Annotated in this window: 23 protein-coding genes; 12 read left to right on the plus strand and 11 right to left on the minus strand. The window is 47.5% G+C overall.

Annotated elements, in window-relative coordinates; all coding sequences use genetic code 11:
- Positions 1–9 precede the first annotated feature (9 nt).
- Genes ACN0TF_RS01630 through ACN0TF_RS01645 form a run of 4 tightly spaced genes read right to left on the minus strand, consistent with a single transcriptional unit; the run spans position 10 to position 4020 of the window.
- The gene (locus ACN0TF_RS01630) at positions 10–795 is read right to left on the minus strand and encodes an enoyl-CoA hydratase-related protein (RefSeq protein ID WP_417440491.1); all 786 of its coding nucleotides are present in this window, start codon (positions 793–795) and stop codon (positions 10–12) included.
- Between the two features lie 16 nt (positions 796–811).
- Positions 812–2419 carry a carboxyl transferase domain-containing protein gene (locus ACN0TF_RS01635; RefSeq protein ID WP_417440492.1) on the minus strand — a complete coding sequence of 536 codons (1608 nt, stop codon included), beginning with the start codon at positions 2417–2419 and terminating at the stop codon, positions 812–814.
- 15 nt (positions 2420–2434) lie between these two features.
- Positions 2435–3604 (minus strand): isovaleryl-CoA dehydrogenase, encoded by a 1170-nt coding sequence (locus ACN0TF_RS01640; protein WP_417440493.1) that lies wholly within the window; start codon positions 3602–3604, stop codon positions 2435–2437.
- Complete coding sequence (locus tag ACN0TF_RS01645) at positions 3601–4020, minus strand: MerR family transcriptional regulator (protein ID WP_417440494.1); 420 nt, start codon at positions 4018–4020, stop codon at positions 3601–3603. Before ACN0TF_RS01645 ends, ACN0TF_RS01640 begins: the two co-directional genes overlap by 4 nt.
- A 78-nt stretch (positions 4021–4098) precedes the next feature.
- On the opposite strand from ACN0TF_RS01645, the gene ACN0TF_RS01650 reads away from it, so the two are divergent.
- The gene (locus tag ACN0TF_RS01650; RefSeq protein ID WP_417440495.1) at positions 4099–5280 is read left to right on the plus strand and encodes an acetyl-CoA C-acyltransferase; all 1182 of its coding nucleotides are present in this window, start codon (positions 4099–4101) and stop codon (positions 5278–5280) included.
- An 8-nt stretch (positions 5281–5288) separates the two neighbouring features.
- Here the strand turns inward: ACN0TF_RS01650 and ACN0TF_RS01655 are convergent, their stop codons facing one another.
- A complete protein-coding gene (locus ACN0TF_RS01655; RefSeq protein WP_417440496.1) occupies positions 5289–6167 on the minus strand; it encodes an EamA family transporter in 879 nt (292 codons plus the stop codon).
- A 68-nt stretch (positions 6168–6235) separates the two neighbouring features.
- On the opposite strand from ACN0TF_RS01655, the gene ACN0TF_RS01660 reads away from it, so the two are divergent.
- The 9 genes from ACN0TF_RS01660 (at position 6236) to rlmM (ending at position 14851) form a co-directional block, all read left to right on the plus strand.
- Positions 6236–7735 carry a CoA-acylating methylmalonate-semialdehyde dehydrogenase gene (locus ACN0TF_RS01660; protein WP_417440497.1) on the plus strand — a complete coding sequence of 500 codons (1500 nt, stop codon included), beginning with the start codon at positions 6236–6238 and terminating at the stop codon, positions 7733–7735.
- A 12-nt stretch (positions 7736–7747) separates the two neighbouring features.
- Positions 7748–8905, plus strand: a complete 1158-nt coding sequence (locus ACN0TF_RS01665; RefSeq protein WP_417440498.1) for an acyl-CoA dehydrogenase family protein — start codon at positions 7748–7750, stop codon at positions 8903–8905.
- Positions 8906–8914: 9 nt separating this feature from the next.
- Positions 8915–10036, plus strand: coding sequence for an enoyl-CoA hydratase/isomerase family protein (locus ACN0TF_RS01670; protein ID WP_417440499.1), 1122 nt, complete (start codon positions 8915–8917; stop codon positions 10034–10036).
- 27 nt (positions 10037–10063) lie between these two features.
- Positions 10064–10960, plus strand: coding sequence for a 3-hydroxyisobutyrate dehydrogenase (mmsB, locus tag ACN0TF_RS01675; RefSeq protein ID WP_417440500.1), 897 nt, complete (start codon positions 10064–10066; stop codon positions 10958–10960).
- A 20-nt stretch (positions 10961–10980) separates the two neighbouring features.
- Positions 10981–11745 (plus strand): SDR family oxidoreductase, encoded by a 765-nt coding sequence (locus ACN0TF_RS01680; protein WP_011234117.1) that lies wholly within the window; start codon positions 10981–10983, stop codon positions 11743–11745.
- Between the two features lie 97 nt (positions 11746–11842).
- Entirely contained in the window at positions 11843–12742 is a 900-nt protein-coding gene (locus tag ACN0TF_RS01685; protein ID WP_417440501.1) for a transcriptional regulator GcvA, read from the plus strand.
- Complete coding sequence (locus ACN0TF_RS01690; RefSeq protein ID WP_417440502.1) at positions 12742–13365, plus strand: alpha/beta fold hydrolase; 624 nt, start codon at positions 12742–12744, stop codon at positions 13363–13365. Before ACN0TF_RS01685 ends, ACN0TF_RS01690 begins: the two co-directional genes overlap by 1 nt.
- Entirely contained in the window at positions 13362–13742 is a 381-nt protein-coding gene (locus tag ACN0TF_RS01695) for a DUF423 domain-containing protein (protein WP_417440503.1), read from the plus strand. The genes ACN0TF_RS01690 and ACN0TF_RS01695 overlap by 4 nt, the downstream gene beginning before the upstream one ends.
- Positions 13742–14851, plus strand: a complete 1110-nt coding sequence (rlmM, locus tag ACN0TF_RS01700; protein ID WP_417440504.1) for a 23S rRNA (cytidine(2498)-2'-O)-methyltransferase RlmM — start codon at positions 13742–13744, stop codon at positions 14849–14851. The genes ACN0TF_RS01695 and rlmM overlap by 1 nt, the downstream gene beginning before the upstream one ends.
- Before the next feature lie 44 nt (positions 14852–14895).
- Here rlmM and ACN0TF_RS01705 read toward each other — a convergent pair whose 3' ends face one another.
- The 5 genes from ACN0TF_RS01705 to ACN0TF_RS01725 form a co-directional block, all read right to left on the minus strand.
- Positions 14896–15900 (minus strand): isocitrate dehydrogenase, encoded by a 1005-nt coding sequence (locus ACN0TF_RS01705; RefSeq protein WP_011234112.1) that lies wholly within the window; start codon positions 15898–15900, stop codon positions 14896–14898.
- Between the two features lie 105 nt (positions 15901–16005).
- Positions 16006–17529 carry a hypothetical protein gene (locus tag ACN0TF_RS01710; RefSeq protein ID WP_417440505.1) on the minus strand — a complete coding sequence of 508 codons (1524 nt, stop codon included), beginning with the start codon at positions 17527–17529 and terminating at the stop codon, positions 16006–16008.
- A complete protein-coding gene (locus ACN0TF_RS01715; RefSeq protein ID WP_034820394.1) occupies positions 17526–17912 on the minus strand; it encodes a DUF3192 domain-containing protein in 387 nt (128 codons plus the stop codon). The genes ACN0TF_RS01710 and ACN0TF_RS01715 overlap by 4 nt, the downstream gene beginning before the upstream one ends.
- 7 nt (positions 17913–17919) lie before the next feature.
- Positions 17920–19275, minus strand: a complete 1356-nt coding sequence (ppnN, locus tag ACN0TF_RS01720; protein ID WP_417440506.1) for a nucleotide 5'-monophosphate nucleosidase PpnN — start codon at positions 19273–19275, stop codon at positions 17920–17922.
- Between the two features lie 74 nt (positions 19276–19349).
- A complete protein-coding gene (locus ACN0TF_RS01725) occupies positions 19350–20873 on the minus strand; it encodes a GGDEF domain-containing protein (protein ID WP_417440507.1) in 1524 nt (507 codons plus the stop codon).
- A 151-nt stretch (positions 20874–21024) separates the two neighbouring features.
- Between ACN0TF_RS01725 and ACN0TF_RS01730 the strand changes: the two genes are divergently transcribed.
- Positions 21025–22812: a M61 family metallopeptidase gene (locus tag ACN0TF_RS01730; protein ID WP_417440508.1), complete on the plus strand. Its 1788-nt coding sequence runs from the start codon at positions 21025–21027 to the stop codon at positions 22810–22812.
- A gap of 4 nt (positions 22813–22816) precedes the next feature.
- Here the strand turns inward: ACN0TF_RS01730 and queF are convergent, their stop codons facing one another.
- Entirely contained in the window at positions 22817–23641 is an 825-nt protein-coding gene (gene queF, locus ACN0TF_RS01735; RefSeq protein WP_417440509.1) for an NADPH-dependent 7-cyano-7-deazaguanine reductase QueF, read from the minus strand.
- A 59-nt stretch (positions 23642–23700) separates the two neighbouring features.
- On the opposite strand from queF, the gene syd reads away from it, so the two are divergent.
- Positions 23701–24252 (plus strand): SecY-interacting protein, encoded by a 552-nt coding sequence (gene syd / locus ACN0TF_RS01740; RefSeq protein WP_417440510.1) that lies wholly within the window; start codon positions 23701–23703, stop codon positions 24250–24252.
- Positions 24253–24288: the final 36 nt, after the last annotated feature.

A 24288-nucleotide genomic window follows, 5' to 3' on the forward strand; every position in this document is an offset into this window, starting at 1 on the left:
GACCTGTTGTTAACTCTGTTTAAGCCAGGCGGCGGGGCGTTTTTCAAGAAACGCACTGAGTCCTTCCTGACCTTGTTCCGACACGCGAATTTCGGCAATGGCTTTAATGGTGTGTTCACGTACGTCTTTATCAATTGGACGTGAACCAACATTGCGAATCAGTTGCTTACAGGCGTCTACCGCTTGTGGACTATTGGCTAGAAGAGCTTCTAATAACTTATTCAGTGGCTCCTCGAAATCTTCTACAACTTCGTTGACTAAACCTAGCTCCTGCGCTTTGTCGGCAAAGAAACGCTCGGCGGTCAGCATATAGCGGCGTGATTGACGTTCACCAATAGTACGCACAACATAAGGGCTGATAACTGCCGGAATGAGCCCAATTTTGACTTCACTCAGGCAGAAGCTGCTACGCGGTTGCGCCAGGACTATGTCGCAGCATGCGGCAAGGCCTACGGCACCGCCGAAAGCAGCGCCTTGCACTAACGCAATACTGGGCTTACTGAGCAAATCCAGACGCTCCATTAATAAGCCAAGCTCACCGGCGTCATCCACGTTTTGCTGATAGTTTTTATCAGCCATGGAGCGCATCCAGTTTAGATCCGCACCGGCAGAAAAGTTTTTACCCTCTGAGCGAAGCACCAGCACTCGAGCGCTGGAACTTTCTTCAACCTCTTTTAACGCCTGCAGCAGTTCCGCAATCATCACGTCGTCAAACGCGTTGTGAACGTCAGGCCGGTTTAATGTCAGTGTGGCAACGCCCTGGTCGTTAATATCAAGCTTTGTGTATTTTGCCATTATTAATAACCTCCGATTACATGCGGAAGACGCCGAAGCGGCTGTCTTCAATCGGTGCATTCAATGAAGCGGCAAGGCTCAATGCCAGAACTTCGCGCGTTTGTGCCGGGTCGATAATGCCGTCGTCCCACAAGCGCGCTGACGCATAATAGGGGTGGCCTTGCTTATCGTATTGCTCAACAATGGGCTTTTTCAGTTCTTGTTCTTTTTCTTCGCTTAAGCTTTCGCCTTTGCGCGCTAAGTTGTCTTTAGTCACCTGAGACATAACACCAGCGGCCTGTTCACCACCCATAACTGAGATGCGGGCATTCGGCCACATGAACATCATGGTGGGGTCATAAGCGCGGCCACACATGCCGTAGTTACCTGCGCCGTAGCTACCGCCAATTAATACGGTAAATTTAGGTACTTTGGCACAGGAAACGGCCATAACCATTTTCGCACCGTGTTTAGCAATACCTTCGGCCTCGTATTTTTTACCGACCATAAAGCCGGTAATGTTTTGCAGAAACACCAGTGGAATTTTGCGCTGTGCGCAAAGCTCAATAAAGTGAGCGCCTTTTTGTGCCGACTCAGAGAACAAAATACCGTTATTGGCCACAATGCCGACTGGATAGCCATCAATGCGGGCAAAGCCTGTAACCAATGTATTGCCATAATTAGCCTTAAATTCGTCAAAGTCTGAGTCATCAACAATGCGCGCAATCACTTCGTGAACGTCATAAGGCTTACGCAGATCGGTACCGACAATGCCGTACAGCTCTTTTGCATCGTAACGCGGTGGTTTAGCCGGTTGGCGATCCAGTTTGGTCGGTTCACCGCGGTTAAGGCGTGCTACCGAGCGGCGTGCCAAGGCTAAAGCGTGTTCATCGTTGTGAGCGAAATGATCCGCAACACCGGAGATGCGTGTATGCACATCGGCACCGCCGAGCTCTTCGGCTGAGACTTCTTCGCCCGTTGCTGCTTTAACTAACGGCGGACCCGCAAGGAAAATGGTGCCTTGCTCTTTGACAATAACGCTTTCGTCGGCCATTGCAGGTACATAAGCGCCACCGGCAGTACACAGGCCCATAACCACGGCAATTTGCGGAATGCCTTTGGCAGACATATTTGCCTGATTAAAGAAAATGCGACCAAAGTGTTCTTTGTCCGGGAATACCTCATCCTGACGGGGCAGGTTGGCACCGCCGGAGTCCACCAGGTAAATGCAGGGGAGGTGGCAACGCTCGGCAATTTCCTGAGCGCGCAGGTGTTTCTTAACGGTCAGAGGGTAATAGGTGCCGCCTTTAACTGTAGCGTCGTTGGCGATGATCATGCACTCAGTGCCTTCAACCTGACCAATACCGGCAACCACACCAGCAGAGGGAACGTAGTCTTCGTAACATTCCCAGGCCGCAAACTGACCTATTTCCAGAAACGGTGAACCCGCGTCCAGTAGTTTATTAATACGGTCGCGGGGCAATAACTTACCCCGGGACAAATGGCGCTCCTGATATTTAGGGCCGCCACCTTGATGAATTTTTGCCGCTTTTTCCTGCAGGTCGTTAACTACGGTCTGCATAGACTCGCTGTTAGCTGCAAATTGTGCATCGCGGGTGTTGATTTTACTGGATAAAATCGCCACGGCGTTGCCTCCTTATTATTTGGATTCAGTGAACAGTTCGCGACCAATGAGCATACGGCGAATTTCCGATGTACCAGCGCCAATTTCGTATAGCTTGGCGTCACGTAGCAGGCGTCCTGTGGGGTATTCGTTAATGTAACCATTACCGCCCAATAACTGAATAGCGTCCAGTGCTAGCTGAGTGGCCAATTCTGCGGCGTAAAGAATCGCTCCGGCAGCATCTTTACGGGTGGTTTCGCCACGGTCGCAAGATTGAGCCACTGCGTAAACGTAGGCACGCGCCGCATTAGTACGAGTGTACATATCAGCTACTTTGCCCTGAATTAGCTGGAATTCGCCGATCTCTTTACCGAACTGTTTACGATCATGAATATAAGGTACGCAAGTATCAAGGCAGGCTTGCATAATGCCTAAAGGACCAGCTGCAAGAACAGCGCGCTCGTAATCAAGGCCACTCATCAACACTTTAACGCCTTCGTTTAGCTCTCCCAGAATGTTTTCTTCGGGGATTTCTACGTCTTCGAAGACCAGTTCACAGGTATTTGAGCCACGCATACCCAGTTTGTCGAGTTTTTGCGCCTGGCTGAATCCTGGTGTGTCTTTTTCAACGATAAAGGCCGTAATGCCCCGTGAATTCTTCTCGGGTTCGGTTTTAGCGTAAATTACGAAGACATTAGCTTCCGGACCGTTAGTAATCCACATTTTATTGCCGTTCAGAACGTACTTGTCGCCTTTCTTCTCTGCACGCAATTTCATGCTGACTACATCAGAACCAGCATTAGGCTCACTCATAGCTAAAGCACCAACGTGTTCACCGGTACACAGTTTCGGTAAGTATTTTTTCTTCTGTTCTTCGTTACCATTACGGTGAATTTGGTTAACACAAAGGTTTGAATGGGCACCATAACTTAAGCCAACCGAGGCAGAAGCGCGGCTAATTTCTTCCATAGCAATAACATGTTCGAGGTAGCCCATGCCGGAACCACCATATTCTTCAGCAACGGTTAAGCCAAGCAGACCCATGTCGCCAAGTTTTTGCCATAAATCGCCGGGAAATTCATTTTTTTCATCAATTTCGGCGGCGCGTGGGGCTATTTCATCACGCGCGAAGGCATTAACCTGTTCACGGATCATATCGGCTGTTTCGCCGAGACCAAAGTTAAAGGTGGTATATTGACTGATCATAACGACTCCTGAGAATGAATTTCTGAAACTGACGACTGAATATTCTCGAGCTCGTCTTGGCAACGTTGCTCCAGACCACTGAGTTCGGTTAGTAACACATTAATATCTTCCATTTGTTGCTTGAGTGAGTGTTTTTTCTCACTGACCAGCTCAAGTACCTTTTCGAGCTGGGCCGCACTGCTATTATCCGCGTCGTAAAGTTCGAACAAACGACGGGTTTCGGCCAGTGAAAAACCGAGTCGTTTGCCGCGTAGAATCAGCTTTAAACGAACCCGGTCTTTGTTGGTATATATGCGCTGTTGCCCCTGGCGTCTGGGGGAAAGCAAGCCTTCGTCCTCATAAAAACGAATGCTGCGGGTGGTAATGTCAAATTCTTTTGCCAGTTCGCCAATACTGTAGGTCACTTTATTGTTCATCGGTACTTGCTTTTTGGTTGTCCTAAGATCTAAGCTTAGAGGAAGTTTACGTTAACGTAAAGTGCATTTGGAGGAAAAATGTCGAGCGATTCTATCGTTATAGTAGCGGCCAATCGTACGCCAATGGGCGGTTTTCAGGGCAGCTTGAGTGAAGTTACTGCTCCTGATTTGGGCGCAACAGCTATAAAAGCAGCGCTGAGTAACAGCGGTTTAACAGCCGATGATATTTCAGAAGTTATCATGGGCAATGTGTTACCTGCCGGCTTAGGTCAGGCACCAGCGCGTCAGGCAATGCTGCATGCCGATTTACCTCGCTCAACGGGCGCGACAACCATTAATAAAGTATGCGGCTCTGGCTTGAAAGCTGCAATGATGGCGCACGATTTAATTAAAGCGGGCTCAGCAGACGTGGTGCTGGCCGGTGGCATGGAAAGCATGTCGAATGCACCTTACATGCTGCCAAAAGGCCGCAGCGGTTATCGTATGGGGCACGGACAAGTGCTGGATCATATGATGCTGGACGGTTTGGAAGACGCCTACGAGCATAAAGCTATGGGGTGTTACGCACAGGACACTGCTGACGAATACGGTCTGGGTCGTGAAGCAATGGATGAGTTTGCCATTCATTCACTTACCAAAGCTCAGGCAGCTATTAAAGATGGCTTTTTTAAAAACGAAATCACTCCAGTTACATATTCTACTCGTAAAGGCGACGTCACTGTCGATACTGACGAGCAACCGGGTAAAGCGCGTCTGGACAAAATTCCTCAGTTGCGTGCGGCATTTAAAAAAGACGGCACCATTACTGCGGCTAATTCCAGTTCCATTTCTGATGGCGCAGCAGCACTTATTTTAATGCGTGAGAGCGATGCAAAGGCCAAAGGCCTGCAGCCGCTGGCGCGAGTTATGGGTCATACTACGCACTCTCAGGCGCCGTCTGAATTTACCGTTGCCCCAATTGGAGCAATGAATTCTTTGCTGAGTAAGCTGGACTGGACCAAAGACGACGTCGATTTATGGGAAATTAATGAAGCTTTTGCCATGGTCACCATGCTGGCTATTCAGCAAATGAAACTGGATCCGGCTAAAGTGAATGTCCATGGCGGAGCTTGTGCTTTAGGGCATCCCATTGGCGCAAGTGGGGCGCGGTTATTGGTTACTTTGCTGCATGCACTGAAACAAAAAGGCCAGAAACGGGGCATCACCTCACTGTGTATTGGTGGTGGTGAAGCCGTTGCTCTGGCCGTAGAAATGATCTAAAGCGCTGGTTAGTGGGCGGGTTTAAGTTTGTTAACCCGTCCTGCCAGCCATACGGCAAGAATAATAATAAGAGCGCCAATGCTTAACCGGGTATAGTCGAAAGACTGTTCCCAAAACACGACATTAACCAAAATGCCCGCGGGAATTAACGCATTGTTCATAGTGGCCAGTTGCCCGGTATTGACTCGTTTTCCGGACAGGTTCCAACCAAGGTAACCAAGCCCGGAGGCAACAATACCGAGCCACAATAAAATGCCCCATTGAAGATTGGTGGTCGGCATTTTGGTTAAGTCGCCAAATAATAAAACACCAAGGCCGGCAACGACGCTGGCGCCAAAGAAAAAGGCGGCAAATTGCTGGCTTTGTTCTAAGGTTTTACCCGTGGGTAAACGTTTATAAGCAACTTGACCGGCGGCAAAGCACGCATTGGCTGCCTGAATTAAAAAGAAGCCGGTGATGAAATCATCGGACAAGGGTTGATAGCGAATGATGGCGGCGCCGCATACCGATACCGCAGCGGCTATCCACCATAACAGCGGCAGATGCTTGCGGTTAAGTATCAGCTCGTCAATTAGCGTTATGTAGAGTGGTGTAAAGATAGTGAACAAAAGCACTTCGGCAACGCTCAAATACAAAAACGCATGATAAAGAAACAAATACATGGCGCCAATTTGTACAGCGCCAATAACGGCCAGTTTAGCTAGTTGAGGTAGTTGCCCATTTTGTGGTGACAGATGCCTCCAGCGGAATAACGGCAAAACCGTTATTAAGGCTAAAACCATACGGATAAAGACAACAAGATAACCGTCAACCTGGCCGGCAAGATAAACGCCGATTAGCGAAAAGCTGGCGGCCCAAAGTAAAGTAATCAGAATTAAGAGGGTCACGTTAAGGCTCACTTAACTAAATTTAGCTCATCAATAGATGACAAAATAACACAATAAGAAGGTGAATTATGTCTAAGAAAGTGCCTCTGTATATAGATGGCGAATTTGTCGCCTCGAAGTCAGAACAGTGGATCCCTGTCACCAACCCGGCAACTCAGGAAGTTATCGCTCAAGTGCCAGTTGCTACTCAAAGCGAAATGGACGCAGCGGTTGAGAGTGCCCGTGAAGCCTTTAAAACCTGGAAAGAAGTGCCTGTTTCTGAGCGTGCTCGCGTAATGATGCGCTATCAGGCCTTGCTAAAAGAACATCAGGAAGAAATTGCAGAGACTCTGGCGCAAGAAACTGGTAAAACTTTTGAAGATGCCAAAGGTGATGTCTGGCGTGGTATAGAAGTGGTTGAACACGCAGCGAATATTCCTTCGTTATTAATGGGCGAGACGGTTGAAAACGTTGCCCGTAAAATTGATTCTTATAGTTACACTCAGCCATTAGGTGTTTGCGCTGGTATTACGCCGTTTAACTTTCCGGCGATGATCCCACTGTGGATGTTCCCGCTGGCCATTGCTTGTGGTAATACCTTCATTCTGAAGCCTTCCGAGCAAGATCCGTTAACGCCAACCCGTTTGGCTGAACTGTTCGAAGAAGCTGGCGCACCTAAAGGCGTACTGCAGGTATTGCACGGCAATAAAGAACAGGTCGACTTTCTGTTAGACCACCCGGACGTTCGTGCCTTGTCTTTTGTAGGCTCAGTGCCGGTTGCTGAATATATTTACCGCCGTGGTACGGAAAATGGTAAGCGTGTACAGGCTTTTGCTGGTGCGAAAAACCATTGCGTTATTATGCCTGACGCCAATAAACAGCAAGTCATCAACAATATGGTTGGCTCTTCTGTCGGTGCGGCGGGTCAACGTTGTATGGCTATTTCTGTCGCGGTATTTGTTGGCGCGGCAAAAGAGTGGATCCCTGAAATAGCGGAAGCTATTGCTAAGGTTCGTCCGGGCGCATGGAATGACGAAGGTGCCGCTTATGGCCCGGTTATTAGTCCACAAGCGAAAGAACGCGTTGAAGCGTTGATTACTCAGGGTGAGAAAGAAGGCGCTAAATTGCTGGTTGATGGTCGTAATTGCAAAGTTGACGGTCTGCCAAACGGCAACTGGGTTGGCCCTACGGTCTTCTCTAACGTAACGCCGGATATGGAAATTTATAAAACGGAAATTTTCGGTCCGGTATTGTGCACCACAGAAGTGGACAGCCTTGAAGACGCTTTGGAATTGGTTAACAACAACCCTTACGGTAATGGTACTTCTATCTTTACCGCAAGTGGTGCTGCGGCACGTAAATATCAGCACGAAGTTGAAGTGGGTCAGGTCGGTATCAACATTCCAATTCCGGTACCACTGCCGTTCTTCTCATTTACTGGCTGGAAGCGTTCATTCTTTGGTGACCTTCACGCTTATGGTAAGCAGGGCGTTCGTTTCTACAGTGAAACGAAGACAGTAACGGCGCGTTGGTTTGAGAGCGACCTTGAAGATCCAGCGGGTCCAAACATGTCAATTAACCTAAGGTAGTAGGGGATAGCGATGAATTTCGAATTGACAGAAGACCAGCAAGCCTTTGTCGATACAGCCAAAGCTTTTGCTGACAAAGAGCTGGCGCCTAATGCGGCTAAGTGGGACGAAGAGCATTACTTCCCAGTTGAAGTGTTCCGTAAAGCTGGTGAAATGGGCTTTATGGGCATGTACACGCCGGAAGAGGCTGGCGGCTTCGGAATGAGCCGTCTGGACTCGGCGCTCATTTTTGAGCAATTGGCGGGTGGTTGTACAGCAACCACGGCCATGATGACGATTCATAACATGGTCACCTGGATGATTGGCTCCTTCGGCCAACAGTCTGTGATTGACCAGTGGGTACCAGAATTGGTTACCGGCGAGAAGCTGGGCTCTTACTGCCTGACTGAACCTGGTTCAGGTTCAGACGCTGCCAGCTTACGTACCAGTGCGAAAAAAGACGGCGACGAGTACGTCCTGAACGGCTCTAAGATGTTTATCTCAGGTGCCGGTGAAACGGATGTTTTAGTGGTTATGGCTCGTACTGGTGAAGACGGACCTAAAGGCATTTCTGCCTTTGCTGTACCGGCGGACGCCAAAGGTGTTATTTACGGTAAAGCCGAAGATAAAATGGGCTGGAATGCGCAGCCTACCCGCTTAGTGACTTTTGAAGACGTTCGCATTCCGGCAGAAAATCTTCTGGGTAAAGAGGGCGAAGGTTTTAAGTTTGCCATGATGGGCTTAGACGGCGGACGTATTAACATTGCGGTGTGTTCTGTGGGTACAGCGCAAGCGGCCTTAAATACTGCCAAAGCTTACATGCAGGAACGTACGCAATTTGGTAAGCCCCTCGCGGCTTTTCAGGCGCTACAGTTTAAGTTAGCCGATATGGCGACTGAGCTGGTTGCAGCCCGTCAAATGGTGCGTCTGGCAGCCAGTAAAGTCGATAACAACGATGCTGATAAAATTACCTATTGTGCTATGGCAAAACAGTTTGCGACCGATGTTGGTTTTAAAGTGTGTAACGACGCACTGCAGCTGCACGGTGGTTATGGCTACATTAAAGAGTATCCGTTAGAGCGCCATGTGCGTGATGTTCGTGTGCACCAGATCCTGGAAGGCACAAACGAAGTTATGCGCATGATTATTGGGCGTCGCATCTTAGCGGATAACGATCGCGAAATCTTGTAAGGAGATTCCATGCAAGACGTTGTACTTTTTGAAGAACTGAACGCCGGTGACAAAGTCATCGGCGTTGCTACGTTAAATTCCGAGAAATCATTGAATGCCCTAAGCCTGGCAATGGCTGAAAAGCTGTTACCGCAGCTGAAAAAATGGGCAGAAGATGACAAAGTTGCTTGTGTCTGGTTACAGGGCGCGGGTGAAAAAGCATTCTGTGCCGGTGGTGACATTGTGGCTATGTATAAAGCCATGCAGGCAGAGCCGGGCAAATTAGTGGAAGAAGTCGAAAACTTCTTCACCCAGGAATATCAACTGGACTACTTTATTCAGACCTTCCCTAAACCTCTTATTTGCTGGGGTGATGGCATTGTGATGGGCGGCGGTATGGGGCTGATGAATGGCGCCAGCCACCGTATTGTGACCGAACGTTCGTTACTGGCTATGCCGGAAGTGACTATTGGTTTGTACCCGGATGTTGGTGCGACCTACTTCCTTAATCGCATGCCACAAGGTTGCGGTTTGTTCTTAGGTATTACCGGCGCAACGATGAATGCGAACGATGCACTGTATCTGAACCTGGCCGATCACTTTGTTGGTCATGAAAGCAAAGAAAGCATTCTGAATCAGTTGAAGGAAGTTCAGTGGGGCAATACCGAGGCACTTAACAAACAAAAAGTGACGGATTTACTAAGTGACGTGGCAAGTAGTGACCCAACGGCATTACCCACTCCTCAGGTAGAACCGCATCAGAGGTTAATAACAGATCTGACAACGGGCAATGATATTGGTGAAATTGTTGAACGTGTTGTCAATGACGAAACTGATGATAAATGGCTGGCGCGGGCGCGTAAGAACCTGGCAAACGGCTGTCCGTTTACATCGCACCTGGTCTGGAACCAGTTGCAGCAAGGCTCTGATTTGTCCTTGGCTGACTGTTTCCGTTTAGAGCTAACCTTGTCCTGTAACTGTGCGGTTCGTGGTGACTTTGCCGAAGGTATTCGGGCACTGCTGATTGATAAAGATAAGAATCCACAATGGCAGCATAGCTCGGTAGCCGAAGTACCAGCGGAAGAGATTGATGCATTCTTTTTACCGCCCTGGGGCGAGCGAACGCATCCATTAGCCGATCTTGATAAATAAAACGAATTAACAAGAAGGAGTGCCTGTATGGCAACCGTAGGATTTATTGGACTGGGAAACATGGGTGGCCCTATGGCCAGCAACCTGGCAAAAGCAGGCCACACAGTTAAGGCTTTTGACTTATCGGAAGAAGCACTTAAAGCAATAGTTGCTGATGGTGCACAGGCCGCGAAAACAGCAGCTGAAGCAATTGACGGAGCTGAGTTTGTGGTTTCTATGCTGCCTGCAGACCGTCACGTAAAAGGCGTTTACCTTGGTGACGATGGTCTAATCAACAAGCTGAATAAAGATCAGTTGGTCATTGATTGCAGTACCATTTCTTCTGAAACTGCTATGTATGTGGGTGAACAGTTAGAGAAAGCTGGTATTGCCTTTATCGACGCCCCTGTTTCTGGTGGTGTTGGTGGCGCGAAAGCGGGTACCTTAACCTTTATTTGCGGTGGTACAGAAACTAACGTTGACAGGGCTCGTAGCGTGCTTAACGACATGGGCAAAAATGTTTTCCGCGCCGGTGATGTCGGTGCCGGACAGATTGCAAAAATCTGTAATAACATGTTGTTGTCAGTATTAATGGTGGGGACTTCTGAAGCACTGCAATTAGGTAAGGCTAACGGGTTGGACCCGAAAGTTTTATCGGAAATTATGCTGGCAAGCTCGGGTAGTAATTGGACATTACAGGTATATAATCCGTGCCCGGGGGTAATGGACAACGTGCCTTCAAGTAACGACTACCAAGGCGGCTTTCTGGTTGACTTAATGGCTAAAGATTTAGGCCTGGCGCAGCAAACTGCACTTGAAAGTGGTGCCGCAACGCCTATGGGATCACTGACTCGCAACCTTTACCACAGCTGGTCTGAGCAAGGCCATGGTCGCCAGGACTTTTCCAGTATTTTTAATTATGTGGCACCTAAGTCACAGAAGTAACCTAAGAATTGGGGAAACACATGCAAATTAAAGACAGTGTCATTGTTATTACCGGTGGTGCTCAGGGGCTGGGCCTTGCGATGGCTGAAGATTTCGCCAGACAAGGTGCCAAACTTGCGCTTATCGATATTAACGGCGACGTATTAGGTGAAGCTCAGGAGCAATGCGAAAAGCTGGGCGCAGCCAAAGTGGTTGGTTATGAAGTTGATATTACCGATGAAGAATCGGTAGAAACCGTATTTGAGCAAATTCAGCAAGAGTTTGATGGCATCGATGTGTTGGTGAACAACGCAGGCCTATTGCGTGATGGCTTGCTGATTAAATTCAAAGATGGCGAACTGAAACAGAAAATGCCTTTGCAACAGTTCCAGTCGGTACTGGATGTGAACCTCACCGGTACTTTCCTATGCGGACGTGAAGCCGCAGCGCAGATGGTAAAAGCTGGCAAGAAAGGCGTTATCATCAATATTTCCAGTGTCGCTCGTGCTGGCAATATGGGTCAGACCAACTACTCAGCAACCAAAGCCGGTGTGGTTGCCATGACAGTCACCTGGGCTCGTGAACTGGGTCGTTACGGCATTCGCTGTGGTGCCATTGCGCCTGGCTTTATCGAAACCCCAATGACCGCACAGATGAAACCTGAAGCGGTTGATCGTGCACTATCTATGGTACCGCTGAAACGCTGGGGGCAGCCCAATGAAATAGCTCACAGTGCGCGCTATATTATTGAAAATGACTTTTTCAGCGGCCGTGTGGTCGAAATTGACGGCGGCGTTCGGTTGTAAGTCACATTAGATAAAGTAATGATAAATAGCCGAACAAAGGGCGTCTCTGTTATAGTGGTGGCAATATACTAAACAGAGACGCTTTTTAGTTAATGGCATGCGGAAATTACCTCCCTTAAACGCGCTTAAATCATTTGAAGTGGCAGCGCGTCACCTCAGTTTTACCAAAGCAGCCGAAGAGTTATTTGTAACTCAGGCGGCAGTTAGTCACCAGGTGAAAGCGTTAGAAGATTTCCTTGAACTTAAGCTTTTTATTCGACGTAACCGTTCGCTGTTGCTGACCGAAGAAGGGCAGGAATATTACTTAGAATTACGGGATATTTTTGAGCAACTGGCGCAGGCCACCGATAAACTTCGGCTAGTGTCTGAACGCGGTGCTTTGACCGTGTCGGTTCCGCCCAGCTTCGCTATTTTATGGTTTGTTCCACGGCTTAGTAGTTTTCGCGAAGAACATCCGGATATGGATATTCGCATTAAAGCGGTGGATGAAATTAGTGGTTCGTTAACCGATGACGTGGACGTTGCTATTTACTATGGCGATGGCCGCTGGCCCGGGGTAAAAGCTTACCAGCTACACGAAGAGTATTTGTGGCCGGTTTGTTCGCCGTTGTTATTGAATAAAGCGAATATCAAAGAGCCGATAGATTTATTCAAGCAAACGCTGTTGCACGATGAAACCCGTAATGCATGGAAGGATTGGTTTCAACTGGTTGATTTACCTCAGTATAAAGGCGATAACGGACCGGTATTCAGCCATTCGAGCCTGGCTTTACAGGCCGCGGTTCACGGGCAGGGCATTGCATTAGCCAATAACGTGCTGGTGAAGTCCGAAATTGACAGTGGCCACCTGGTTCGTATTTTTCCTCAGGCACTGCAGCGGAATAAAGCGTTTTATCTGGTTTGTCGTGACAATCAGGCGGAGATAGGTAAAATCGCGACCTTCCGTCAGTGGCTGCTAAACTTAGTTCAAAAAGAAGAGCAAGAGTTTAACCAATAATGCGTTATCAACAACAGAACCCGGAAGGAGCGTTCCGCATCGTGTTTTTGCACGGTTCAGGTGGCGGTCCCGACACAGCTTTTATGGATTTCTTTGCGGAGCAGGGCATAGCGCTTGGTGCGGAGCTTGTGCGTCCGGACTTTCCGTATTGGGAAAAGGTTCGTGAAACTGGTAAGCCACGGCCGCCGAATAAAATGCAGGCATTGGCCGATGCGATTGATGAACTACTTAGCGAATTACAGCAAGATAATAAGCCGTTAGTTTTGATGGGTAAGTCATTAGGAAGCCGGGTGATGTTGCGTTTAGCCGATAAATACGGCGTGAAAGCAGTAATTGCTTTGGGCTTTCCGTTCCATCCGCCGCAAAAACCTGAGAAGTCACGTCATGAAGAATTGGAAATGACGCAGGCGCCCGGCCTTATTTTGCAGGGAACACGGGACCCGTTCAGTAAACCGCTTTTAAAAAGAGCGGAGCAGGGGCGATGCGTGGAGGTACCGCACAACTGGCGGTTACAATGGATAGAGGGTGCCGATCACGGTTTTGCCGCCACAAAAGCCAAAGCGGCGAATACGCCTAAGCTTTGGCAACAGGCCGCAGATGCCATTAAGGAGTTTATTCAATGAGTCAGATATTTTTAATTGTGGCCGCCATTTTAGGCGGTATCGGCGTTATGTTGGGCGCTTTTGCTTCGCACGGTTTAAAATCAAAGTTAAGTGAGAGTTTGCTGAGCGCTTTTGAAACCGGCGTCACTTATCAGTTTTATCACGCGTTGGCATTGTTTGCCTTAGCGCTTTGGTTAAAGCAGTCACAGTCGGTCTGGTTTGTTGCCAGTGGTTATTTGTGGCTGGCGGGCGTGATTCTATTTTCCGGCAGTTTGTATGCCTTAGCACTTACCGGTGTTAAATGGTTTGGACCTATAACGCCTATTGGCGGGGTATTATTTATTGCTGGCTGGGTCAGTTTATTAGTTGGCGCAATGAAGTTAGGAGCAGGTAGTTAATGAGTGAGATTGTTAACGGCAGAGGTAGTGGCATTGTATTGCTGTGTCGTGCTGGGTTCGAAGGTGATTGCGCGGCCGAAATTCAGGATAAAACCGCGGAACTGGGTGTTTATGGTTATTGCCAGACACAACCCGAGCAAGCTTACGTTACCTACCATTGTCAGCACGAAGAAGCAGAGCATATTGCCCGCAAACTGACACTGAAAGACCTGGTCTTTGCGCGCGAAATGTTTGCCTTGCTGGGGCCTGTTAAAGTGGCCGGTATTGAAGACCGTGCCAGCGAAGTCATTAAGGTATTAAAACCTCACCAGGAAACGTTTGGCCTGGCTGGTGAGTTACGGGTGGGAACTCCAGATACTAATGAAGCTAATCAGCTATCCAAATTTTGCCGAAAATTCAGCGTGCCGCTGCGTCAGGCGTTGCGTAAAGAAGAGCTTTTAAGTAATAAACCGCTAGCTAAACGACCGATGCTGCATGTGTTATTCGTCAACCCGGCGCACGCCTTGGTGGGCTATTCATACAGCTATAACCAAACCGTACATAACGGTGGCATTCTGCGTTTGCGTATGCCAAAAGAGGCACCAAGCCGTTCAACGTTGAAACTGGATGAAGCCTTTCAGGTGTTTGTTCCTGAAAACGAGCATGAAAAACGTGTTCATTCGGGCATGAAGGCGGTAGATCTTGGTGCAGCTCCGGGAGGCTGGACTTATCAGCTGGTACGCCGCGGTATGATGGTACAGGCTGTGGACAACGGGCCAATGGCAGAATCCTTGATGGAAACCGGTCAGGTTAAGCACATTCAGGAAGACGGCTTTAAATTTCGCCCGAAACGTAAAAATGTTACCTGGCTGGTGTGCGATATGGTTGAAAAACCCGCACGTGTCGGCGAGCTGATGACCAGTTGGTTACTCGAGGGCGATTGTGAAGAAGCCATCTTTAACCTTAAGCTACCAATGCGTCAGCGCTATGCCGCAGTTAAAGGCTACCTGGATCAGATTAAAGAACAGCTACAAACCGAGGGGACTAAGCCGTTTGAAATTCAGGCCAAACACCTTTACCACGATCGTGAAGAAATTACTGTACACTTGCGCTGGTTGCCCCGCAGCTAGCTTTAAGGCATAGCCTGAGTCCATTCATGGCTATGCCGCTTGCTTTAAAGCCGCTCAATAACTGCCTGAGTAAAGTCAGTGGTACCGTGCGAACCGCCTAAATCACGAGTGGTGCGGTCGCCACTGGAAATAACATCTTCTAGTGCTTTGGTGATTTTTTCGGCTTGCTCTTGCATGCCTAAGTATTCCAGCATCTGAATTGACGCTAAGATAACCGAGGTTGGGTTTGCCAGGTTTTTCCCAGCAATATCCGGGGCTGAGCCGTGTACAGCTTCGAAAATGGCGCAGTCTTTACCAATGTTAGCGCCGGGTGCCATACCTAAGCCGCCGACCAAACCTGCGCACAGGTCTGACAGAATATCGCCAAACAGGTTGGTGGTAACAATAACGTCAAACTCTTCCGGGTTCATAACCAAGCGCATGCAGGCCGCATCAACAATCATTTCTGTCGATTCAATGTCTGGGTACTCTTCAGCAATTTCACGCGCTACTTTTAGGAATAATCCGGAAGTGGACTTCAGAATATTGGCTTTATGCACCGCGGTGACTTTCTTACGGCCTTCGCGGCGTGCGGTTTCATAGGCGAAACGAACAATGCGCTCAGCGCCTTCGCGGGTAATTTTGCTTACTGCTTCGGCTTCATTACCGTCTTCAGACACTTTCTGGCCTAAGCCGGAATACATACCTTCGGTATTTTCACGAATGGTAATAATATCAATGTTTTCGTAGCGCGCTTGTGTGCCAGTAAAAGACAAAACAGGGCGTACGTTAGCGTATAACGAAAAATGTTTACGCAGGCTGACATTAATAGAGGTGAAGCCTTCGCCAACCGGAGTGGTCAGTGGACCTTTTAATGTAACACCGTTACGTTCAATCGCATCAAGAGTATTCTGAGGTAATAACTCTCCGGTTTTTTCCAAAGCAGTTAAACCAGCGTCGACGTATTCATATTCAAAGTCACAACCTGCTTTATCAAGAATGGCTGTTGCAGACTCGACAATATCCGGACCGATGCCGTCCCCTGGAATTACTGTGATAGTTCTACTCATGAATTGATTCCTTTAAACCGTGTTACAACAAAAACAGGAATGGTAATTCTACCATTGCCGCGCTAATACTGACTAGCAAAGCATTATTCAGCCAGTGAATGTAGGTTATAACGGTGAGTAACAGTGACTTTCAAAAGCCGATTTAGCTTTAATTCGGGTCAGTTGCTCACTGTTTATTTGCAGTTGCTGACAGTAAGACTTTAGCATCGATTTTACTGAACTGCTTAACAACACATCAGGGTAATAAGTGCTTAGCGTTAAATAATGAGCTAAGAAAAATAGCGCACTTAATTTGCTGGCTTCGGCTTTATCCGGGTTTAATAAATTCTCGGTAGCCGGGGGCAATTGCCAGCGTTTAACTAATTGCCGACTGCGACGAAAGTCACTGATATCCAGTGCAGAGCCTACCCAACTTGTACTGTAGCAGTGCTCTATTTCGCGCGGACGAGGCCACTTTGCAGATTTAAGCAGCTCCGGGTGACGAAAAAGATCGGAGCCTGAAAGTAGGGCAAGTAGTGGTGCCGGGGTTGGCAGGCTAACCCCGGTTTCTGTCGATAAGTGCTGTAGGGTTGTGGTCAGTAAGCCGAGCTTTTGCATTAATGCGTTATGCAGAGGAATTGTATTTAATGAAAATTGGTGCTGTAAAAAAGCAGTAGCAAGAATAACTGAAGATCGTTTAGAGCCTAGCCATAAATAAGACTGTTTCAAGTCCATACGGCTGGCTTCGCTGTAGCCAATGCGTTCGCTCTGATGCACGGCAGCATGAAGACTGCTGGCTAAAAAAGGCAGTTGGTTAATTTGCTGAATTACTGCGTTTAAGGCGCCACTGGCATTGGCGTAACGGTTTATTGCCCGTAACAGTTGTCTGGGCGTTTGTTGTGTTGCACTTTTTTGCTCGTGTTTTAGCAATTGGTGCTGGGCCAGAGCGTTGATCTGTTCCTGAGTTAGAGGCTTGTCGTTAACGTCCCAATTCTGTGCCTCGTCCGGGCTGACATAAAATGGGCTGTCCAGCTTATGTAATAGGGCCAGAATCTGGTGCTTTCCTTCAAAACCTAAAAGTACTGCGGTCTGCTGGTTCTTATGATGTGAGAACTTCTGACCGGTTAGTCTTACCGGAAGCGCATCCTGCTGATTTAACAGCGTCCAGAAGCGATAGCGGAATTCGCTGTTCAATAAGGGGAAAAAAGCTTGAGTAGGCTCACAGCGTTGCAGCTGAACCTGAGTTAAGGCGTTAACCCAATAGCGAAAAACGACAATGTCAGCAGATTTTAGCGTTAAAGACTCTAAAGCAGAAAGCCACAGCGGCTGTCTTAAATGCAGCTGCTTCCAGTGGGCAGGGTCGGGGTTAAGCTTTTCACTAACACAAGCAGCGGCCAGAATCCGGCGATAATGTGAGTGCAAAGACCATTGGTAACCACAATGCAGCGCGTTCACACAAACCGCGAGCAACTCACTTATTATCTGATTATCCGCAGGAGCGTATTGCTGAGCGTATAGGGGAAGCAATTCAGGCCAGCGGTTTTGCTGATACTCTTCATCAATAAACTGAACCAGACGATAAAGCTGACGAACGTCGTGTTGTTTCAGTAAACTTGCCGCTTTTTCACAACACTCAGTCAGCTCTCTCATTCTCGCCTCTGATAATTCTGATAGTCACGATAAGAGTCGTTGCCCCAGGCGATAAGTTTATTATCGCGAAAAACCAAAGGGGTACATTCGTCTTTAGTCGTTATTCCGTCAGAAGTCACGTGATGAGTCCGATAAAACAGAACTTGCATGTCACCTTCAGATGACGCTTTCGCTTCGTTGATATCGGGTGAGCCTAAAATACGAATAACACTGTCTTTGGACATACCGAGATCCAACTGGCCAATTTGTCTGGCGTTGTAGGTCTCTCGTTCCTGCCACTGTAAATCAGCAGGATCAGCCTGATAAAGCATCAGCACTGCTCCTACTATGGCTAGATAAGAAACAGCGCCAATGGCGAGTATGACAAAGACTTTATTTTTCATAAATCCTTCAGTCAGTAACAACCTTATAACAAGGATGATACACCGAACCTGGCAATTTCATACGTCCTTGTTCGACGAATGCTCTTAACAATACGTCCAGTCGTTTCATTAACTCTTTTTCACCGTGAATGGTAAATACGCCTTTTTCCCGAATTTGGCGAATGCCGCCATCTTTCACATTCCCGGCAACAATAGCTGAGAACGCACGGCGTAAGTCCGCTGCTAACTGTTCTTTAGGCTGTTCCGGGTGCAGGTTCAGTGACGCAACATTCTCGTGAGTCGGGTAGAACGGCCGCTGGAAGTTTTCATCAATAAACAAGGTCCAGTTAAAGTAGTAAGCGTCACCAGAATCACGGCGGTATTGTTTTACTGCTGCCATGCCTGCGTGCATGTGCTGCGCAACACCTGAGGGGTCAGCAATAATAATACGGTAAAAGCCTCGAGCCTCTTCACCCAGAGTTTCAACAATAAAGGTATCCAGCGCATCAAAGTAATCTTTAGACGCTTCAGGGCCTGTCAATATAACCGGTAAGCTTTGTTGTTGGTTTTTCGGGTGCATCAGTATGCCAAGAAGATATAACAGCTCTTCAGCGGTACCAGCGCCACCCGGGAAAATAACAATACCGTGCGCACAGCGAACGAAAGCTTCCAGGCGTTTTTCAATATCGGGCAAAATAACCAGTTCGTTAACAATAGGGTTAGGTGGCTCGGCAGCAATAATGCCAGGCTCAGTAAGACCTAAGTAGCGACCACCACTAATACGCTGTTTAGCATGACCAATAGTCGCGCCTTTCATCGGGCCTTTCATTGCACCCGGACCACAGCCGGTACAGATATTTAAGCCACGTAAACCCAACTGATAACCCACTTCTTTAGTATATTTGTACTCAGCTTCGTTAATCGAGTGACCGCCCCAGCAAACTACCATGTCGGGCTCTTGCATGGCCTGAATAGTACGGGCGTTGCGTAAAATATCGAACACCACGTGGGTTAGGGTAGCGCTGTCAGCGTCTTTCAGTTCTTCTTCTGAGTAGCGCTCTCCGGTAAAGAGAATATCGCGCAATACCGATTCCAGTAATTCACGAATACCGACAATGAGTTCGCCATCAACAAAAGCTTCTGCTGGTGGTTCAATCAACTCAATTTTAATACCGCGCTCCTTGCGGATAATATTAACGGCGAAGTCTTTATACTTATCGTAAATTTCAGCGCTGCTGTCGGTATTACTTCCGGCATTTAGAACCGCGAGACAGCAGTTGCGAAATAATTTATACAGTTGGCTGTTTGAGGATTGCTTTAAACGTTCTATTTCCAGTTGTGACAAAAGAGACATGGTGCCTCTTGGAGAAATACTTGCTCTCATTATTTTTTCATACTCCTGTAATAACGATGACTCGGCGTCATCCTTGGGCCGGCGGCGCTCATCAGCTTTGATTTCTATTTTGCTGTGATGACTTTATTGCGCCCACTATTTTTCGCTTCATAGAGCGCCTTATCGGCTCTTTCAAAAACCGCCAGCGGTGTATCTTCATTGTTTTTAAATTGTGCTATTCCCGCAGAAATAGTAATACGTATGTCTTCGTTTTTGAATTTAAACGGGATATTCGCTACTTTCTCCCGCGTATTCTCTATATGTTGGTAAGCATCTTGCTCATCCGAACAGAATATAATAGCAAACTCCTCACCACCATAGCGACAAACAAAGCCTGAGTCCCGTAATGATTTGCTTAGAGTCCCTGCGATAACTTGTAAGGTTTTGTCGCCGGCAATGTGGCCGAAGCTATCATTAATATTCTTAAAATGATCCACGTCGATAATCGCTATGCTGAGCCGGATTTCATCGTTAACCCAGCGCTGAAATTCGAGATTCAGTCGTTCATCAAAAGCAGAGCGGTTAGGCAGTTTGGTCAGGTTGTCCTGTAAGCTGCGGAACTTTTGTTTAGCCAGCTCCTGCTTATAGTGTAAAACCTGCTCTTCGGTTTCACGAAGTTTCTGCTCCATGGCCTGTGTGTTGCTGTGGAAACTTTGACGTTCTTCGTCATGCAACTTGAGGTGCTGATTCAAGGTTTCACCTAAACGGTGCAACTGCAAACCGACTGACTCTTTTAAATCGTTCAGTTCATACGCGTCAGTGACGCAAGCCTTTATCTCGGAAACGCCACTTTTTAGTTGTTGGTTCAGATGCAGTCGCTGATCAGCAAAGTCCGCAGAATGATTTATGGTTTTACCTAATACACTCTGAACAGATTCTAAAGAAGCATTTAATTGTTGCAGAAACAACTGTGCTGAGCGGCGTTCATCGTTAATATTGTTAAATACCAACCGCATAACTTTTAGGGTGATAACTAACAAGGTTTCGATGGTTTGCGGCTTTTGTAAAGCTACTTTCACTTGCTGCAAGGTGTCAGCGGCACTTCCCAGAAACTCGACTTCACTTAGTAAATCAACCAATTGACTTTGATATTGGGTTACTTGAGTTTCTGTCTGAGTACCTTGTTGCTGGTAGGATAGTGCCAGTAATTGATTAACCAATGGCAAATAATGAGAAACCGTCATTGTTGGTTGCTCAAACTCATTTGCTACTTTTTGTAGTTGGCTTCTGCCACTGCTATCGCGCGGCTTAATGGACTGTAATGCCAGATGAATGCTTTCGTTGGTTTCTTTCAGCAGAGTTTGCATGCGAACAGTATGCTGAGAAATCACCTCACCCACCTGTTGCATCATGGGCTCTAAGACTGCAGCGGATGCATTTTGCTGCAGGTGACCACGTAATTTATGTAGTAAACCGTCTAACTCACTGTCAACACCATTTAATGCCAGACAAAGGTCATTCACAAAGTTTGAGTAGCGTTGCGAGTCGCGTTGATAGTCGTCTTCTATCTGCTTACGCGACTGGATGCTCTGCCGTAGCTTCTTGCTAAGGTGTTGAACCTGTTCTTGCGGCGTTTCTGGTATAGCCAATGCTCACCTACCAAATGTTGAAGTCAATACGCATAATACGAAAAATAATCCCATAAAGTCTAACCTATCTGAATTTATTTACTATTGGTGAATTGTGGTAGTCTTTGAACAAGTTAACTAACAAATAAAGCGAAACTAACGGAGATAAACTGTGCGCAAGAGCTTATTAGCTGTTGGTGTTATGTTGGCACCTTCCATTGTATTGGCAAATACTGATTATAAAATTGATTTAACGCAACCAGAACACCACAAAGGCGAAGTGTCGATAACCTTCCCGGCCAGTGATGCTAAGTTTCTGGATGTAAAGATGCCAGCCTGGAGAACAGGTTATTATCGCATTTTAAATTTGGCCAATGGCGTTCGTGATTTTGAAGTTCAGAGTAATGGCGAAGAACTTCGCTGGGAGAAAATTGATAAAAGCACCTGGCGAGTTTACTTACCTGAAAACAGCGGCGAAGTGACTGTAGATTACGAAATTTACGCGAATCAACTTGGGCGCCGCAGCCGTCATATTGATGACAGCCATGCCTATTTAGATGCATCCGCTGTTTTTATGTATGCAGACGCCTGGCGTGATGAAACTGTGTCAGTTTCTCTGGATGTCCCGGGCGAGTGGAAGAGTTATTCAGGTATGGACAGAGACGGTGCGCACCAGTTTTCGGCTGCAAACTGGGATGTCTTAGTTGACTCGCCAATAGAAACAGGCATTAGCAAACACTATGAATTCACTCAGGATGCCCGCGATTATGAAGTCGTATTCTGGGGTGAGGGTAACTACGATGCGGAAAAAACGGTCGAAGACTTACAAAAGCTAGTGGCCACCGGTGACTCGATTTGGAGCAGCTATCCATTTGAGCGCTACGTTTTCATGATCCACGCGACAACCGGGGCTGGTGGTGCAACTGAACACAAAAACTCAACTATTATCCAGCGACCCAGATACAGCTTTGCCAGTCGCGATGATTACTTGTCGTTTATGTCGACAGCGTCGCACGAATTTGTGCATACCTGGAACGTGAAAGCTTATCGCCCCGACGGGCTGGTTCCATACGATTATCAAAAAGAGAACTACACCGATTTATTCTGGATTGCGGAAGGTTCAACCAGCTACTTCCAGAATCATTTGTTATTACAGGCGGATATTATGGAGCCGTCTGAGTATTTTGAACGGGTAGCAACGGGTATTGATCGCTATCGTTCAAAGCCGGGTCGGGAGGTTATGTCAGTGGCAGAAGCCTCTTTCGAAGCCTGGATTGATCAATATGGAGACCGTGCGCACAACGATTCCGTCAATATTTATTCTGAGGGAGCGTTGGTTTCCTGGATGCTGGACAGCGAGTTGTTGAAAACAACCGATGGGGAAGTTAGCTATCGTGACGTGCATAATGAGTTGTATGAGCGCTTCGATGCTGACGAGCAGGGCTTCACTTCGGCCGATGTGTTAGCCATTTTGAAAGACTTAACAGGTAAATCCTGGCAGGACTGGTGGCAGGAAAATGTTCAAAGCCCGGCGGCAGATATTCCGTTTGAAAGTATGCTGGAGCAAGTTGGATTAGAGCTGGTGTATGAGCAGGACGAAGACAGCGTTGAAAAAGCCTGGGCTGGCTGGAGTGCCAATGAAGCCAGTGGCGGCATGGAACTGACCCGGGTTAGTAAAGGCAGCCCCGCCTGGGAAGCGGGCTTTACCCCGGGTGATGTCATTGTTGCTTATGACGGACACACTGTTGTTGATGGTCGCTTTAAAGAAGCTTTTGCTGAATATCAAGCGGGTGATTCTATTGAAGTGACATTCTTCCGTCGCGACCAGTTGCACAAGAAGACCTTAACGGTGCAACCAACTCCTGCAACTGACGCGAAAATAGAACCATTAGACGAGCCTACTGCTGAACAGAAAGCTCGTTTCCTGCAATGGTTACAAATTCCGCACCCTAACGCTTAATTAGTTATTGTCGGGCCATGCGTTGCATTTGCAGCGCTGGCTCGAAGTCTGAACGAAATGGGTTTATGTCCAGGCCGCCACGACGAGTGTAACGGGCATAAACCGTCAACTTCTTCATTCCTAGTGCTTTCAAGTCCTGATAAATGCGCTCAACGCATTGCTCGTGGAATTCGTTATGGCGTCTGAACGACACCAGATAAGCCAGCAGCGCAGCGCGATTCAACTTCGGTCCCTGATAATGAATGTAAACTGAACCCCAGTCGGGTTGATTGGTTATCAGACAGTTCGATTTTAACAGATGACTGTGTAGCTCTTCTTCTGTTTCATTTTGTTCTGTAGCAAGTAGTGACGGCTGATAGTCGTAATGCGAAATACTAATATCCTGATGGTCGATGCAATGACCCGGGAAAGTCGCTACGGATTCACCTTCCAGCTCAGATAAATGTTCCAGTTTGACTTTAACCGGGGCACCGGCACAAGAGGACAGGTCGGTTTCCATCAGTTGTTGCACCTCCTCCCATGTGTCAAAACGCGAGTCATTGAAGCTGTTTAAATAAAGCTTAAACGACTTGGATTCGACCAGGTTAGGACTTTCGGCAGGCACTACAAAATAACCTACCGCAACCTGTGGCAGTCCGTTTGCATTTAGCCAGGAAATTTCATAACCGGTCCATAAATCCACACCCGAAAAAGGTAGTTTTTCGTTAAGCCCTATAGGTTCCCGATTCAGTGAGCGGGGTACTGGTTGCAGCTGCTTCGGGTCATATTCATTCGGGTAGTCGGTGTGCTGACCCAGAGATAAGTGGTCTAGTGCGTCCTTCTTTGGCATTTAAGTCGCTCCGTAAGTACAATGGCTGTATTGTAAATTTTCTTAGGTGTAAGTACCAGATGAAGACGTTAGAAGAATCAATCGATGCACTAATGGCGCGCTACCAGGAAGATGTTCCTGTGCGCTATACAGAGTACGTGGAAGAGTGGAATAGTCCAATTTATGGAACTGTTATTGATGAGAATACGGTTGAATGGACGCCGTGCCGGCAACCCGAAGCGTTAAACTTTGATGATCTTGAGAGTGCTCTGGAAATGAGTTTCCATCAGAGTATTAAAACTTTGTTTGGCCGCTGGTATGCAGGAGATCTTGCTCTTGATTATCAAGGGCATCCAATTAGCTTGCTACAGACGCAGAGTGCAGAAGATGGTGAACGTTTATTAGAGAATATTACTGGTCACATTTTAATGAAGCGTCGTTTAAAACAGCCTGAAACGGTCTTTATTGGTTTAGGTAGCGAGGATGACGGCTTGTTGGTAACCATAGATAACCAAAGTGGTTCGGTTGGACTTGAATGGGTAGGTAAGGAACAACACGAAGTTCTGTCTGACTCATTGGCTGACTGGCTTGAGAATTGTCAGCCTCAAGTTGAGACTGATAAAAACTCTTGATGACAGTCTTGCCGGAACAGCGGATAAATGACTCTC

This window comes from Idiomarina sp. (genome assembly GCF_048265525.1).
GTDB lineage: Bacteria > Pseudomonadota > Gammaproteobacteria > Enterobacterales > Alteromonadaceae > Idiomarina.

Excerpts from the sequence above, each read along its gene's own strand:
- ACN0TF_RS01630 (WP_417440491.1), bottom strand. The coding sequence starts at position 795 with ATGGCAAAATACACAAAGCTTGATATTAACGACCAGGGCGTTGCCACA.
- ACN0TF_RS01640 (WP_417440493.1), bottom strand. The coding sequence starts at position 3,604 with ATGATCAGTCAATATACCACCTTTAACTTTGGTCTCGGCGAAACAGCC.
- ACN0TF_RS01645 (WP_417440494.1), bottom strand. The coding sequence starts at position 4,020 with ATGAACAATAAAGTGACCTACAGTATTGGCGAACTGGCAAAAGAATTT.
- ACN0TF_RS01650 (WP_417440495.1), top strand. The coding sequence starts at position 4,099 with ATGTCGAGCGATTCTATCGTTATAGTAGCGGCCAATCGTACGCCAATG.
- ACN0TF_RS01660 (WP_417440497.1), top strand. The coding sequence starts at position 6,236 with ATGTCTAAGAAAGTGCCTCTGTATATAGATGGCGAATTTGTCGCCTCG.
- ACN0TF_RS01665 (WP_417440498.1), top strand. The coding sequence starts at position 7,748 with ATGAATTTCGAATTGACAGAAGACCAGCAAGCCTTTGTCGATACAGCC.
- ACN0TF_RS01670 (WP_417440499.1), top strand. The coding sequence starts at position 8,915 with ATGCAAGACGTTGTACTTTTTGAAGAACTGAACGCCGGTGACAAAGTC.
- mmsB (WP_417440500.1), top strand. The coding sequence starts at position 10,064 with ATGGCAACCGTAGGATTTATTGGACTGGGAAACATGGGTGGCCCTATG.
- ACN0TF_RS01680 (WP_011234117.1), top strand. The coding sequence starts at position 10,981 with ATGCAAATTAAAGACAGTGTCATTGTTATTACCGGTGGTGCTCAGGGG.
- ACN0TF_RS01685 (WP_417440501.1), top strand. The coding sequence starts at position 11,843 with ATGCGGAAATTACCTCCCTTAAACGCGCTTAAATCATTTGAAGTGGCA.
- ACN0TF_RS01690 (WP_417440502.1), top strand. The coding sequence starts at position 12,742 with ATGCGTTATCAACAACAGAACCCGGAAGGAGCGTTCCGCATCGTGTTT.
- ACN0TF_RS01695 (WP_417440503.1), top strand. The coding sequence starts at position 13,362 with ATGAGTCAGATATTTTTAATTGTGGCCGCCATTTTAGGCGGTATCGGC.
- rlmM (WP_417440504.1), top strand. The coding sequence starts at position 13,742 with ATGAGTGAGATTGTTAACGGCAGAGGTAGTGGCATTGTATTGCTGTGT.
- ACN0TF_RS01705 (WP_011234112.1), bottom strand. The coding sequence starts at position 15,900 with ATGAGTAGAACTATCACAGTAATTCCAGGGGACGGCATCGGTCCGGAT.
- ACN0TF_RS01710 (WP_417440505.1), bottom strand. The coding sequence starts at position 17,529 with ATGAGAGAGCTGACTGAGTGTTGTGAAAAAGCGGCAAGTTTACTGAAA.
- ACN0TF_RS01715 (WP_034820394.1), bottom strand. The coding sequence starts at position 17,912 with ATGAAAAATAAAGTCTTTGTCATACTCGCCATTGGCGCTGTTTCTTAT.
- ppnN (WP_417440506.1), bottom strand. The coding sequence starts at position 19,275 with ATGAGAGCAAGTATTTCTCCAAGAGGCACCATGTCTCTTTTGTCACAA.
- queF (WP_417440509.1), bottom strand. The coding sequence starts at position 23,641 with ATGCCAAAGAAGGACGCACTAGACCACTTATCTCTGGGTCAGCACACC.
- syd (WP_417440510.1), top strand. The coding sequence starts at position 23,701 with ATGAAGACGTTAGAAGAATCAATCGATGCACTAATGGCGCGCTACCAG.